Here is a 14,399-nt window from a genome sequence, read left to right as displayed (position 1 = left end):
TTTCATCTTTGGCTCATAATGACAAAAGTCAAATTACATTTTCTGTACAACATTTGATTGAGAGAAATACAAAGAGGCGAAAAAAAGCGCAGCGAATCAATCGAATTGTTCCGTTATTACTAAAAATAATTGCTAGCGTGTCTATAGTGACGACACTTGGGATTATTATTACGTTGGCTAGTGAAACAATCATGTTTTTTCAAAAAATATCATTATACTCCTTTTTGACGGAGCAAGAATGGTTACCTTTTTTTGAAGATCCGAAATTCGGTATATTACCACTTATATGTGGAACAATCCTTGTAACAGCAATTGCCATGTTCGTAGCAATTCCTATTGGTTTAGGTTGTGCCGTGTTTTTAAGCGAATACGCTTCGAATGGCGCTCAGAAAATATTAAAACCGTTGTTAGAGTTACTAGCAGGCATCCCGACAATTGTATATGGTTTTTTCGCGTTAACAGTTGTCACACCACTGTTACAACGGGTTATACCAGATTTGCAGTTTTTTAATGCTATTAGTCCGGGTATTGTTATAGGATTTATGATGATACCGACGATTGCGTCACTCTCTGAAGATGCGATGAGAGCTGTAGCAAAAGGAATTAAAGAAGCCTCATTAGCGCTAGGAGCAACTCGGTTTGAGATGGTAAAACAAGTCGTGTTTCCTTCGGCTTTTACGGGGATTATGGCAGCGATTATATTAGCTGCTTCCAGGGCGATTGGTGAAACGATGATTGTTGTTATTGCAGCTGGATCAACACCTAATGTATCGATAGATCCGACTCATTCTATTCAAACATTAACAGCCTATATTGTACAAGTGAGTTTAGGTGATGCTCCGCACGGAACAATTACTTATTACAGCATGTATGCTGTAGGTGCGACTTTATTCGTGTTTACTTTTATTATGAACATCATTTCGCAGTATATTATGCGCCGTTTTAGGAGGGTGACATAATATGCGAATGTTAGACCAAAAAAAAATACAAGAAAATATGGTATCACGTTTTTTAAAAGATAGAATTTACAAATCATTATTTTATATAGCAATTTTGTTTGCAATCGTAATTCTGCTTATTTTATTGTTTCAAATTTTTGAAAAAGGTATGAGTTATCTTTCAATAGATTTTTTTACAAACTTCGCTTCACGTAATCCGAAAGAAGCTGGGATTGCTGCTGCTTTGTCAGGAACAATATTATTTATGAGTATTGTTATACCGGTCTCTTTTATATTTGGAGTCGGAACAGCTCTTTATTTAGAGCATTATGCGAAAGAGTCCGTTTTTAAAAAGTTAATAGAATTGAATAATCAAACATTAGCAGGGGTACCTTCCGTTGTGTTTGGTTTACTCGGGTTAACTATTTTCGTATACGCTCTCCATTTGGGAGAGAGCATAATCGCAGCGGCACTGACGATGAGTTTACTCGTCTTACCAACAGTTGTTGTGGCTAGCCAAGAAGCGATTCGATCTGTACCAAGTTCCTTATTAGAAGCTTCTTACGGATTAGGTGCTACGAAATGGCAAACGATGTATCAAACTGTACTGCCAGTAGCTTTGCCAGGGATTTTAACGGGATGTACGTTAGCGGTATCGAGAGCGATCGGAGAAGCGGCACCGTTGTTAGTTATTGGGGCACTTGCATTTGCAAATTATGTTCCGTTTAGTATGTTCGATAGATTTACGGTTTTACCAATTCAAATTTTTAATTGGATGAGTAGACCGCAAGAGGAATTTCAGTATGTAGCAGCAGCTGGGATGATTGTTTTGCTAGGATTACTGCTCTTTATAAATATATTTGTCTTATGGTTACGAAATCGAAAATAAGTTGGAAGTGGATGAAAGGGGAATTCAAATGGTAGCAACAGTAGTAAATGTACAGGTGAAAAATGAGAAGAAGATTGAGACAGCACCAAAAAAAGTAGTATTTGATACGAAAAATTTAAATTTATGGTACGGAGAAGACCATGCTTTAAAAGATATCAACTTAAGTATTCATGAGAATGAAGTAACAGCGATTATCGGTCCAAGTGGTTGCGGGAAATCAACATACTTAAAAACGCTAAATCGTATGGTAGAGTTAGTACCTATCGTTCGAACTACGGGAGTTATCGAATATAGAGAACGAAATATATTCGATAAATCATATCCGGTTGAAGAATTACGTACGCATGTGGGCATGGTGTTCCAAAAGCCAAATCCATTCCCGAAATCTATTTATGAAAATGTAGCATATGGACCGAAAATTCATGGTGTTCGTGACAAAAAAACACTTGATGAAATCGTTGAAAAAAGCTTGCGCGGAGCAGCCATTTGGGATGAGTTAAAAGATCGTTTGCACGATAATGCATATGGTTTATCTGGTGGGCAGCAACAACGTCTATGTATTGCACGCTGCTTAGCGATTGAGCCAGACGTAATTTTAATGGATGAACCAACATCAGCGTTAGATCCAATTTCAACATTAAAAGTAGAAGAACTAATTCAGGAATTAAAGAAAGATTTTAGTATTGTTATTGTAACGCACAACATGCAACAAGCAGCACGTATTTCAGATAAAACTGCCTTCTTCTTAAGTGGAGAAGTTGTGGAATATACAGATACAAATAAATTATTTACAACACCTACAGATAAGCGAACAGAAGACTATATTACAGGACGATTTGGTTGATATCGTTGTAAGGCTAAGAGTAAATGCCCTCTTAATAGAGGGCATTTCTCACTTTAAATAGGGGGAGTAATATTTCTCTTTCCTCAAGGCTTAATAAACGTACAAGAGGCTGGGGAGGGGATTTATCCCGCTATTTGCGGGCTAATAATCAGTGGGGATGAAAAACCCCCACACTGATTAAAGTTTCACTTTATATATAATGCACATAATATTGAGGGGGGAAGAAGCAATGGTAAGAGAACAGTTTCAATATGATTTAAAGACGTTACAGCAAAAGGTAGTTGAACTTGGTGAATTAGCAAGGGAAGCTTTATTAATTGCTATGGAAGGGCTTCACAAAAGAGATGTAGAGAAAGCATTAGAGGTCATTGATGGTGATTATCGCATGGATAATTTAGAAGAAGAAATAAATGACCTTGCACTTATGCTTATTACAAAGCAGCAGCCTGTAGCAAGTGATTTACGAAGAATTTTCATTTCAATTAAAACAGCGACAGATTTAGAACGTATTGCAGATCACGCTGTTAATATTGCGAAATCAACAATTCGTCTTGGAGAAAAAGAAGTGGTTGTTAGCTTGCAGAATCTTGATGAAATGTTTGAGATTGCTCATAAAATGTTAAATTTAGCATTAGAATCATACGAGCAAGAAAATTTAACTTTTGCTAGACAAATTGCTGAAATGGATGATTCAGTTGATGAAATTTATGGGAAGGCGATTCGTGAATTTATTTCCTCTATCCCTGGACAACCAGAAGCGATTACACAAATTACACAACTATCCTTTGTTGCAAGATACATTGAGCGTGTAGCAGACCATGTTACCAATATTGCTGAGAATGTATTTTATTTAGTAAAAGGAAAGCATTATTTATTGAATGAGTAGGAAAAGAGTAGGTGATGAGAAATCACCTGCTTTTTTTAGTCAAAACATGACAAAAAAAGCTCGTTGTTTCCTTTAGTTTATGATGATAAGATGTATCATAATTAATGGAAAAATAAGTACATATGTGTTAATTACGTCTTATAAATATTTTGCTGATTTAATAGTAAGCGCTTTCTTTTTTTTACTAGAGTTAAAAGGTACATTTGTTTATCCCGCTATTTGTGGGCAGTTAATGCGGGATAAATAATATATATGTGGTATACGGAGTTCTTGAACATTATATAAGTGGAGGCTGAAGTATATGAAGGGGGTTATTTTAGCTGGAGGAAAGGGAAGACGTCTTAGACCATTAACATGTAATACTCCAAAACCGATGTTACCATTGTTAGAAAAGCCGGTTCTTGAATATAATATTGAATTATTACGTCAGCATGGCATTCGTGAAATTGCAATTACCGTTCAATATATGAGTACAGCTATTAAGCAGTACTTTGGTGATGGTAGTAAATGGGGAGTTAACTTGTATTATTTTGAAGACTCTCCCCCACTTGGAACCGCAGGGAGTATTAAGCAAGCGGAAAGTTTTTTAGATGAAACATTTGTTGTTATTAGTGGGGATGCATTAACTGATTTTCAATTATCAGAAGGAATTGCATTTCATGAACAGAAGAAGAGAATGGTAACGATGTTTGTGAAAGAAGTAGAAAATCCACTCTCATTTGGGCTAGTTGTAACGAATAAAGAACAAGAAATTATACGATATATAGAAAAACCGAGTTGGAATGAGGTAGTTTCTAATGTTGTGAATACAGGTATTTATATAATGGAGCCGGAAATTTTTTCTTACATACCATCCATGGAATTTTTTGATTTCAGTCATGATGTATTTCCACTATTGGCAAATAAAAATGCGTTATTTGCATATTTATCAGAAGACTATTGGCTAGATATTGGTACATTTGATCAATATCGGCAAGCTCAATTCGATTTGTTGACGAAAAAATTGAAGGTGCCTATTCCATATACAGAAGTATTACCAATGGTGTGGATGGGAGAAGGTGTAACGATAGGAAAAGGGACGAAAATTCATGGTCCTTCTTTTATTGGAGAAGGGGTAATAATTGGTGCGGGGGCTGTAATTGAACCGTACTCTATTATAGGGAAAAATAGTATCGTTTCAAGTTATTCTCAGCTGCAAAAAAGCATCGTTTTTGCAAACGCCCATATCGGAAAATATTGTGAGTTGCTAGAAACAACAATTGGAGAGCATACAATGGTTGAAGATGATGTTACACTTTTTCAAAAAAGTATCGTAGCGGACCATTGCCATATAGGGAAAAGTACAGTAATTAAGCAAAAAGGAAAACTATGGCCATATAAGGTGATAGATAGTCATTCAATAGTAGGCTCTGCTGGTGTTCAAGAGAGTGAAAAGGGGGCAGGATGGTTACAAAAAAGCCGGATTGTCGGAAGAGGAAATGTTGAGATTACCCCTCAATTTATTGTGAAAGCCGCAATGGCTTATGGTTCTCTTTTTGTAAAAGGAGAGAGCATATTAATCGGAAGTCAAGAAAATATAGAAACAACGTCCTATAAAAACTTATTCCTCCATGCTATTCATGGTATTGGGATTCATACGATGGAATGTAAAGAAATGAACGAGTCACTTTTTCAGTATGCCATTCATAATTTGAACTGTGCAGGTGGGGTTTTTATTCAAGTGGAAAGTGATAGAGGGATTGTTATAAAGATGTATGGCAGGGATGGAATGTTATCGTATAAGCAGCAAAAAATGATCGAACAACTATATATGTCTGAGTCGTTTCGTTACGTATGTGAGAAAGAAATGGGGCGAAGTAAGCAGGTTCATGTTTCTTTAAATAATTATATAGAAGCAGTATTAGAACACATTGATATAGAGAAAATACAAAAACAGAAGTTTCATCTTCTTATTAATAAGAGAAATGATATGTTACAACAGTTACTTATTCTCTTTCTGCAAAGGCTTGGGTGCACAGTTACATGGATTTATGCGGGGGAACAAAAAGATCATGTGAAAGCTTTGATGAAATCGAGTAAAGCAAATATGGCGCTTATGTTTTCTGAACAAGGAAATCAATTCGATTTATATGATAATCATAGTAATATTTACCAAGGAACTGACTTTGAAGAAGTAGATATTCCTGATTTATTATTTGAATCAGCAGATAAAATTTATCCAATGTCTTTGAAATTGGGCGGTTGTTACCTTCTATTTTATATGTATGATGAAAAAAAGTCTTTTCAAATAAGATGGAAGCGAGATATTTTATATCGAATAGGAAAATTGTTTGAGTTAATAGCACTGCAGGGAAAAACATTTTTCAGCATAATAGAGCAATCACCTCCGCTCTATTTACTTTGTGATGAAGTTGTGTGTTCGTGGAAGGAAAAAGGGAAAGTAATGCGGAAATTATTGGCTGATATGGAAAGAAAAGAAGACGGGATATTAGAAGGAGTACAGTTCAAATATACAGAAAAAGAGTGGTCTTATATCGTTTCTGACGCAAAACAACCAAAATTTTTAGTGTATTCACATGCTAGAAACCCAGTGATAGCAAGGGAAAACATGAAAAATCTTATAGAAAAAATTAGACAATATCAAAAGGTGTAGAATTTTTATTTTAAAAGTGGTATTATGGTATAGTCTGATTTAAGTTATTAGTACTGGAGGGAAATAAGAATGCGTGTAAATATTACTCTAGCATGTACAGAATGCGGAGATCGTAACTATATCTCAAAGAAAAATAAACGTAACAACGCTGAGCGTATCGAGCTTAAAAAGTATTGCAAGCGTGACAAGAAGTCTACGTTACACCGTGAAACAAAGTAAGCAGTAGGAATATTTTCCTACTGTTTCTTTTTTTTTATGCGATTCCTACGTAAAAGTGATACACTATCCTCGTAGAGTAAAGTGTCACTGTAAGGGGGAAAAGTGTGTGAAAGAAGAGAAAATACGTTTACGTAAACAAATAATAGAACGCATGAATTCTTTATCTGAAGAACAGTATACAACTTTATCGGAACAAATTGCAGTTTCGTTGTATGGACAAAAAGAGTGGATTGAAGCTAAAACAATTGGAATCACTCTCTCGATGGAACATGAAGTGAATACATATCCTATTATCGAAAAAGCTTGGGAAGAAGGAAAGAAAATTGTTGTTCCAAAGTGTAATAAAGGGACAAGAACGATGTCTTTCCGGAAAATTAGTAATTTTGATCAATTAGAAACAGTATATATGAATTTACGTGAACCGATTCCAGCGTTTACGGAAGAAGTGAATGCGTGTGAAATTGATCTTCTTATCGTGCCAGGAGTAGCGTATACGCGGCGAGGGGAACGGATTGGATATGGTGGTGGCTACTATGATCGTTATCTCGTGCATTATAAAGGGGAAACGCTATCATTAGCTTATGATTTTCAAATGGTAAAACATATTCCTGTTGAACCATTTGATAAAAATGTAGAAAAAATTATTACAGAAAAAGGAACAATGGTTATAAATGGGCTTGTATAGACAAATAAAAATTGACGAGACTTTTTCTTCTTGATTATAATAAAATATGTGAACGTTTTCTTATTATAGTTTTTTATAGTAAGTAAGCATAGAGGGTGATGAAATGATATCTATTTATGATATTCAGCAATTGCTAAAGAAATTTGGTACGATTATTTATACGGGTGATCGAATTGCAGATTTACAATTAATGCAAGATGAATTGCGTGAATTAAATCAGTCACAGCTAATCGATCCACAAGACTATCAAACAGCTTTATTTTTATTGAAGCAAGAAATTCAAAAAGAGCTAAATAAGAATTAGATAAAGGTAGGTAAGCAACATGGAAGAGAAATGGTTAGTTGGTGTTGACCTTGGTGGTACAACGATTAAATTAGCATTTATTAATGTGTACGGTGAAATTTTACATAAGTGGGAAATCCCTACGAATACAAATGAGCAAGGAAAACATATTACACTTGATGTAGCGAAAGCTATTGATAAAAAGTTAGAAGAGTTAGGTGAATTAAAAAGTAAGTTGATCGGTATTGGTATGGGAGCTCCTGGTCCTGTACATGTGGCATCTGGAATGATTTATGAAGCGGTTAATTTAGGGTGGAAAAACTATCCGTTAAAAGATTTATTAGAAGTAGAAACAGGATTACCTGTTGTTATTGATAATGATGCAAACTTAGCAGCTCTTGGTGAAATGTGGAAAGGTGCTGGCGAAGGAGCAAAAGATTTAATCTGTATGACACTTGGTACTGGTGTTGGTGGCGGTGTAATCGCTAATGGTGAGATTGTACACGGTATTAGTGGTGCTGCTGGTGAGATTGGACATATTACAGTAGTTACAGAGAATCCTTTCCCTTGTAATTGCGGAAAGTCTGGTTGCTTAGAAACAGTAGCCTCTGCAACAGGTATTGTGCGTGTTGCTATGCAAAAAATACAAGAGACAGATAAAGAGAGTATGTTACGTTCTATGTTAGCAGAAGAAGGGCGTATTACATCAAAAGATGTGTTTGAAGCGCTTGGACAAGGTGACGAGCTAGCGAGCGAAGTAGTAGAAAAAGTAGCTTCTTATTTAGGATTAGCTGTAGCGAACCTTGCTAGTACGTTGAATCCAGAGAAAATTGTTATTGGTGGTGGTGTATCTAAAGCTGGAGATGCACTATTAGAGCCAATTCAACGTTATTTCGAGCAATATGCTTTCTCACGTGCTGTAAAGAGCACAAAGTTAGCAATTGCAATACTTGGTAATGATGCAGGTGTTATCGGAGGAGCTTGGCTTGTAAAAAAGCACAAATACGAAGCGAAGATGATATAAGTTGTGAAATATGAAAAGAGGAAGGGAAAACCCTTCCTCTTTTTGTGCAAAATCTTGATGAAGAATAGCATGAAAATGAATTAAGCTGCCGGTGGGTACCCGTTATATAGAACAGTCATGATCGTAAACCATCCGAAAACGAGTACAGTTGCAATTGCAAAGCCGCCCGCGAAAAAATTCTTTTCGCGAAGTGTTCTAAGCGTAGCAAATACAGCTAACAGAGTGACTAGCGCAAAAATAATAACAAGGCCCATACAATATCCTCCTCTGTCTTCTCATTTCTTACGATGAGTTTTTGGAATATTTACTCTTTTATATTGTACATGTTTTAAAAATGAATGTCGAGATAGCATCCTTTCTTTTCATAAGAGAAAGAAATGTTGTATCATTGAAAGTAAGTTCAATAACTGGAGGAGATTTTTATATGAAATGGACACAAATGCCTTTAGGCCCATTACAAACAAATGCTTATATTTTAACGAATGATCAAAATGAGTGTATTATTTTTGATCCTGGTCATGAAGGAGAGAAACTTGTTACATATTTACAAGAAGCGCAGTTAAAGCCCCTTGCGGTTTTATTAACACATGCTCACTTTGATCATATTGGTGCTGTTGATGCCGTGAGAGATGCTTTTCGTATTCCGGTATACGTACATAAAGAAGAAGCGGATTGGTTAGGAGATGCAACTGTGAATGGATCGCAAATTTTTATGATGAACCGCAGTATTACAGCGAAACCAGCAGATCAAATTATTGATGCAGAAGGTACATTAACGATCGGTTCTTTTAACTTTGAAATTTTTGAGACACCAGGACATTCTCCAGGAAGTATTTCTTATTATTGTAAAGAGGCGAATGCCGTATTTTCTGGTGATGTATTATTCCAAATGAGTATTGGAAGAACAGATTTGCCTGGCGGAAGCTTTGCTGAATTAATTGGAAGTATTGAGGAGAAATTATTTGTATTACCAGATGAAACAGCGGTGCTATGTGGGCATGGTCCAGAGACGAGCATTGGATTTGAAAAAGAAAATAATCCATTTTTACAATAAGGAGTTATTATGGGGATGGAGCTCATTTTAAGAGAATGGATGGGGAAAGAAAAGGATTATTCAATTTCATACAGTACGTATATGAACCTCGTATTATATGCAGAGGGACATGGATATTATATGAGAGAACGTGAAAAAATTGGAAGACAAGGAGATTTTTTTACGAGTAGTAATATATCATCTGTCTTTGCGAAAACTTTTGCTAAGTTTTTCGTTCGGCTTGTTGAAAATGGGGAAGTTTCTTCAAATATTTGTGAGGTTGGTGGGGGAACGGGGAAGTTTGCCTATGATGTTTTACAAGAATGGAAACAATTATCTCCGGAAACCTTTAGTAGTTTAAACTATTCAATTGTTGAAGTGAGCCCTTTTCATAGAAAATTACAGCAGGAGAGTCTTTGCTCATTTGATAATGTATCGTACTATACATCGTATATTGAAATGGGAGAGTCTTTCGAAGGAATTATTTTTTCGAATGAGCTATTTGATGCGTTTCCTGTTGAAGTAGTTGAGAAAAGAAATGGAATTTTGTATGAAGTACGTATCACGTATACAGAGGAAGGGGACCTTGCAGAAGTATTTAGGCCAGTAGAGAAAAGAATTGGTCGATACTTATTGAAGTATAATATTCATATTGCAGAGGGGCAGCGATTTGAGGTACCTATTGCAATGGAAGAGTATATAGAAGAAATTGCGGAATGGTTCCAGCGAGGTATATGTATTACAGTTGATTATGGTTATACAAAAGAAGAATGGATGCATCCTGCACATCATGAAGGAAGTTTAAGAGGATATTATAAGCATAAGCTAATTCGTAACCCTCTTGCATATCCAGGAGAAATGGATTTAACTACCCATGTTCATTGGGATGAGTTGAAGATGATTTTCGAGTTACAAGGGATTCATACGATATGGCACAGGAAGCAATCAGAGTTTTTGTTAGCGGCAGGAATATTAGAACATCTTACGAGTCATCAAGATACGAATCCTTTTTCTGAAACTCAAAAACGAAACCGAGCAGTTCGTTCTATGATTTTGAACGGAGGCTTAGGCAGTGCTTTTGATGTTGTTATACATACAAAAGATATGCAGAATTTACATTTGAATCAATATTTAACAGTATGAAAAAACAAGACACAGTATATTGCTGTGTCTTGTTTTTTCATACGACTTATGTAGTATTGTATATTTTCTCTCATGATATATATTTATATTAAAGATATGAGATGAAAAATATAGAATACGTTCTTTTTCTCTGTCTATTAGTCCCTAACCTAATAATACGCGAACGAGTTGAATAATTGTTTCGTTTTCTACTTTGTAGTAAATTTCTAATCCTTTTCTTTCACTAGAAACGATTTTAGCACTTTTTAACTTTGCTAAATGCTGTGAAATTGTAGATTGTGGCATGTTTAAGCCAGTGTACATTGTAGAAACATTGCTTGGGCCACGTTCAATTAATCCTTTTACAATACATAAGCGAACAGGATGAGCAAGCACTTTCAATAATTCTGCATTGCTTTCATATAGTTCTATTTCTTTTTGAAAGGTTTCTAACATGTTCTTTTCCACCTCCGTGTGAGCTGTTATACCATACCATACTATACATACCAAAAAATTAAAGAAAAGAAAACAGTTGTTGCAGAAAAAAAGTCCTAAAGTAAAGAAATTGTAAGAAAAGAGACCCTGATGTAAATAAAATAGATCAATTTGTACGGTTTTGTAAAATGACACTTTTGGGTGAAAATTTTGATGCGTTTTAAAAATTGAAAGATATAGATATATTTGTAACACAATTTTATCATGATTTTCTTATTCTTTCAAATGAATATACGAAATTTTTAAAATAATATGAAAAAGGAATTATAATGATATATATAGAATATAAAACAGGTTAAAAGAAGCTGATTATAATCAGCTTTCTTATGGTGATGATTAAATATTTGAGTCCTTTATTCTAGAGTTCATCCTTTATCAACTTTAAAAATCTGTGGTTCCATATATTCTCATAAAAATCAATTGTCTCTTTTGCGGACATAAATGGATTATTTAACGTAGAGGTTGTTTTCTGTACCATGAAGTTTTCGTATCTCAGTCCGTGGGCAAATTTAATTGTAGCATCCATACAGTACTCTGTTTGGGCACCACAAAATTCAATACGATGTACAGATAATTGATCTAAAATCTCTTTTAAGTTTGTTTTATAAAATGAATTGGCATGTGTTTTTCTTACAAAAAAATCTTGTTCTTGAACATCTAGATCGGTATGAATAGCCCAAATTTCTTTTTCGGGTACTAAATCATCATCGCAATGTTGAACAAAAATGATTGGTTTATTTGATTTTCTATATGAAGAAATTCTTTTATTTACTTTTGTAAGTAAATTTTGTAAATCAAATAAATGCTCTCCGCTATAACATACTCCATTTTGTAAATCGATAACGATTAAAACATCTGCACAAGTATCCATTATTTTTTGCCCCTTTTATTTCTTAATATATCAATTAATCCATTACTTGGAAATAGATAATGCACTTTTATTTTTTAATGAACTATACAGACAGAAAAGGATTAAAACGAATATGTTAGACAGCATAAAAAGAAGATATGAAAACTTAATTTCATATCTTCTTTTCTCTCTATACATTTACAGGTTCTTCTACATAAGAAAGAGCATTTTCAAAATCAGATATTAAATCATCAACATTTTCAAGGCCGACAGATAAACGAAGTAATGAATTAGAAATACCTCTTTCATCTCGAGCTTCTTGCGATAGTGCTGCATGTGACATTTTAGCTGGGTAGGAAAGAATCGATTCGACAGCTCCTAAACTAACCGCAAAGACAGGTAATTTTACTTTTGATAAAAATTGGCGGAGTGCATCTTCTGACTGTAAAGTAAAAGATAGGACAGCTCCGGCTGATGTAGCTTGAGATTGTTGTATATCAAATCCAAGATGTGTTTGTAATCCTGGATAATAGACGTTTTTAACTTTAGCGTGCTCTTGTAAATAATGTGCAATTTTATTGGCATTTGCAGCTGAATGCTCAAGGCGTACATGCAATGTTTTTAGACCGCGAAGTACGAGAGAACAATCTTGAGGCCCTAAAATAGCGCCGAATGCATTTTGTAAAAATCCAAGTTTTTGAGCGAGTTCGGCATCTTTTACGACCGCTAATCCGGCAGTAACATCGCTATGGCCAGCAATAAATTTTGTGGCACTATGAAGAACAACATCGGCTCCAAGATCAAGTGGCTTCTGGAATAGTGGTGTCAAAAATGTATTATCAACAAAAGTAAGAGCACCAATAGATTTTGCAAGCTTAGAAACAGCACGAATATCTGTCACTTTTAAAAGTGGATTAGAAGGTGTTTCTACATAAAATAGCTTCGTATTTGGTTTAATGTTTTCTTTTACTTCTTCCATATTTGTCATATCTACAAATGTATGTGAAACACCGTAACGAGAGAGTACTTCAGTTATAATTCGGTAAGTGCCTCCGTATACGTCTTCTGAAATGAGTACGTGATCACCTTGTGAAAGAAGGAGAAATGCAGTGGAAATCGCTGCAATTCCTGATGCAAATGCGAATCCTTTTGTTCCGCCCTCTAATAAAGCAATGATATCTTCAAGAGCTTCACGAGTTGGATTACCCGATCGGCTATAGTCGTATTTCCCGAAAGCATCTACGTCAAACTGGTGAAATGTTGATGTGTTATAAATAGGAACGTTAACAGCTCCTGTTTGAGTATCATGTTTATACTGGTTGTGTAGTAAGAGTGTATCGATAGAATAACTCATATGCTTACACCTTCTTTTACAAGTTTAATGGCTTGCTTTAAGTCTTGAATTAAATCGTTACTATTTTCAATGCCGACGGAGAATCGAAGAAGACGATTACATACACCGTTTGCCGTTCTGATTTCTTCAGGAATATCAGCATGCGTTTGCGTTGCTGGGTAAGTCATTAAACTCTCTACACCACCAAGACTTTCAGCAAATGTGATTAAGGATAAAGATTGTAAGAATGGATTAATCCATGTTTCATCTTGAAGACGAAACGAAATCATACCGCCTCTTCCTGGATAAAATACATCTGTCACACCGTCTTCATCATTTAAATAAGCAACAATTGTTTTCGCATTTTCTTCATGTTGTCTCATGCGAAGCGCTAAAGTTTTCATACCACGAATTAATAGCCATGAGTCAAATGGGCTTAAGACAGCACCGGAGGCATTATGATAATGAGCAATTTCTTCACAAAGTTCTTTTCCTTTTGCCACGACAAGTCCGCTTAGTACATCGTTATGCCCGCCTAAATACTTCGTTGCACTATGAAGTACGATATCGGCACCTTCTGTTAATGGTTGCTGTATATAAGGAGTGTAGAATGTATTGTCTACGATAAGAAGTAGTCCGTGTCTTTTCGCTACAGTTGCGACAGCGGCAATATCAGTAACTTGCATTAATGGATTAGTCGGAGTTTCTATGAAAATAGCCTTCGTTTCAGTTGTGATAGCTTGCTCAATTTGTTTAATAGATTGTGTATTTACGTATCTACATCGAACATTCCACTTTTTTTCGTGTTCGGAAAATAAGCGATACGTTCCCCCGTATAAATCTTCGGATACAATAAGTTCATCTCCAGAACGGAATAATGAAAGGACGAGGAGAACAGCTGCCATACCTGAACTACAGGCATAACCTTGTTCGCCATATTCTAAATCTGCGATTGCCTGTTCTAAAAGACCACGAGTTGGATTTCCAGTTCGTGAATAGTCAAATCCGGTAGATCTACCAAGTCCTTCGTGACGATAAGCGGTTGAGAAATAAACGGGTGGATTAACAGTTCCTGTTGTAGTTTCGCTACGATTTCCGATTTGTGCTAGTTTTGTTTCGATAGTTGACATGTAAAAATTCCTCCT

At 35.4% G+C, this 14,399-nt stretch carries 16 protein-coding genes; 11 read left to right on the top strand and 5 right to left on the bottom strand.

Features of this window, described 5'->3' with window-relative positions:
- The first annotated feature begins 8 nt into the window (after positions 1–8).
- The 9 genes from pstC (at position 9) to glcK (ending at position 8,421) form a co-directional block, all read left to right on the top strand.
- A complete protein-coding gene (pstC, locus tag BAQ49_RS22785; RefSeq protein ID WP_071747154.1) occupies positions 9–959 on the top strand; it encodes a phosphate ABC transporter permease subunit PstC in 951 nt (316 codons plus the stop codon).
- A 1-nt stretch (position 960) separates the two neighbouring features.
- Positions 961–1,827, top strand: a complete 867-nt coding sequence (pstA, locus tag BAQ49_RS22780; protein WP_071747153.1) for a phosphate ABC transporter permease PstA — start codon at positions 961–963, stop codon at positions 1,825–1,827.
- A 28-nt stretch (positions 1,828–1,855) separates the two neighbouring features.
- Entirely contained in the window at positions 1,856–2,671 is an 816-nt protein-coding gene (gene pstB / locus BAQ49_RS22775; RefSeq protein ID WP_070144871.1) for a phosphate ABC transporter ATP-binding protein, read from the top strand.
- Between the two features lie 229 nt (positions 2,672–2,900).
- Positions 2,901–3,557: a phosphate signaling complex protein PhoU gene (phoU, locus tag BAQ49_RS22770; RefSeq protein WP_071747152.1), complete on the top strand. Its 657-nt coding sequence runs from the start codon at positions 2,901–2,903 to the stop codon at positions 3,555–3,557.
- Between the two features lie 301 nt (positions 3,558–3,858).
- Positions 3,859–6,210, top strand: a complete 2,352-nt coding sequence (locus BAQ49_RS22765) for a sugar phosphate nucleotidyltransferase (protein WP_071747151.1) — start codon at positions 3,859–3,861, stop codon at positions 6,208–6,210.
- Between the two features lie 69 nt (positions 6,211–6,279).
- A complete protein-coding gene (gene rpmG / locus BAQ49_RS22760; RefSeq protein ID WP_001265616.1) occupies positions 6,280–6,429 on the top strand; it encodes a 50S ribosomal protein L33 in 150 nt (49 codons plus the stop codon).
- Positions 6,430–6,535: 106 nt separating this feature from the next.
- Entirely contained in the window at positions 6,536–7,114 is a 579-nt protein-coding gene (locus BAQ49_RS22755) for a 5-formyltetrahydrofolate cyclo-ligase (protein ID WP_071747150.1), read from the top strand.
- A gap of 103 nt (positions 7,115–7,217) precedes the next feature.
- Positions 7,218–7,418 carry a YqgQ family protein gene (locus tag BAQ49_RS22750; protein WP_000623706.1) on the top strand — a complete coding sequence of 67 codons (201 nt, stop codon included), beginning with the start codon at positions 7,218–7,220 and terminating at the stop codon, positions 7,416–7,418.
- A 19-nt stretch (positions 7,419–7,437) separates the two neighbouring features.
- On the top strand, positions 7,438–8,421 hold the full coding sequence (glcK, locus tag BAQ49_RS22745) for a glucokinase (RefSeq protein ID WP_071747149.1): 984 nt from the start codon (positions 7,438–7,440) through the stop codon (positions 8,419–8,421).
- A gap of 80 nt (positions 8,422–8,501) precedes the next feature.
- Here the strand turns inward: glcK and BAQ49_RS22740 are convergent, their stop codons facing one another.
- Entirely contained in the window at positions 8,502–8,675 is a 174-nt protein-coding gene (locus BAQ49_RS22740; RefSeq protein WP_000524846.1) for a DUF2759 domain-containing protein, read from the bottom strand.
- Between the two features lie 170 nt (positions 8,676–8,845).
- Between BAQ49_RS22740 and BAQ49_RS22735 the strand changes: the two genes are divergently transcribed.
- Positions 8,846–9,475, top strand: a complete 630-nt coding sequence (locus tag BAQ49_RS22735) for an MBL fold metallo-hydrolase (protein ID WP_044737737.1) — start codon at positions 8,846–8,848, stop codon at positions 9,473–9,475.
- Between the two features lie 9 nt (positions 9,476–9,484).
- On the top strand, positions 9,485–10,597 hold the full coding sequence (locus tag BAQ49_RS22730; protein ID WP_071747148.1) for a class I SAM-dependent methyltransferase: 1,113 nt from the start codon (positions 9,485–9,487) through the stop codon (positions 10,595–10,597).
- Between the two features lie 144 nt (positions 10,598–10,741).
- Here BAQ49_RS22730 and BAQ49_RS22725 read toward each other — a convergent pair whose 3' ends face one another.
- The 4 genes from BAQ49_RS22725 to metI form a co-directional block, all read right to left on the bottom strand.
- Positions 10,742–11,032 carry an ArsR/SmtB family transcription factor gene (locus BAQ49_RS22725; protein WP_000894375.1) on the bottom strand — a complete coding sequence of 97 codons (291 nt, stop codon included), beginning with the start codon at positions 11,030–11,032 and terminating at the stop codon, positions 10,742–10,744.
- Between the two features lie 397 nt (positions 11,033–11,429).
- Positions 11,430–11,942 carry a cysteine hydrolase family protein gene (locus BAQ49_RS22720; RefSeq protein ID WP_071747147.1) on the bottom strand — a complete coding sequence of 171 codons (513 nt, stop codon included), beginning with the start codon at positions 11,940–11,942 and terminating at the stop codon, positions 11,430–11,432.
- Positions 11,943–12,111: 169 nt separating this feature from the next.
- Complete coding sequence (metC, locus tag BAQ49_RS22715) at positions 12,112–13,275, bottom strand: cystathionine beta-lyase (protein ID WP_071747146.1); 1,164 nt, start codon at positions 13,273–13,275, stop codon at positions 12,112–12,114.
- Positions 13,272–14,384, bottom strand: a complete 1,113-nt coding sequence (metI, locus tag BAQ49_RS22710) for a cystathionine gamma-synthase/O-acetylhomoserine thiolyase (RefSeq protein ID WP_071747145.1) — start codon at positions 14,382–14,384, stop codon at positions 13,272–13,274. Before metI ends, metC begins: the two co-directional genes overlap by 4 nt.
- Between the last annotated feature and the right edge of the window lie 15 nt (positions 14,385–14,399).

The sequence above is a fragment of the Bacillus proteolyticus genome (assembly GCF_001884065.1).
Classification (GTDB): domain Bacteria; phylum Bacillota; class Bacilli; order Bacillales; family Bacillaceae_G; genus Bacillus_A; species Bacillus_A proteolyticus.
Note: the sequence above shows the minus strand (reverse complement) of the source record. Positions and strands in the feature narration are given on the sequence as shown.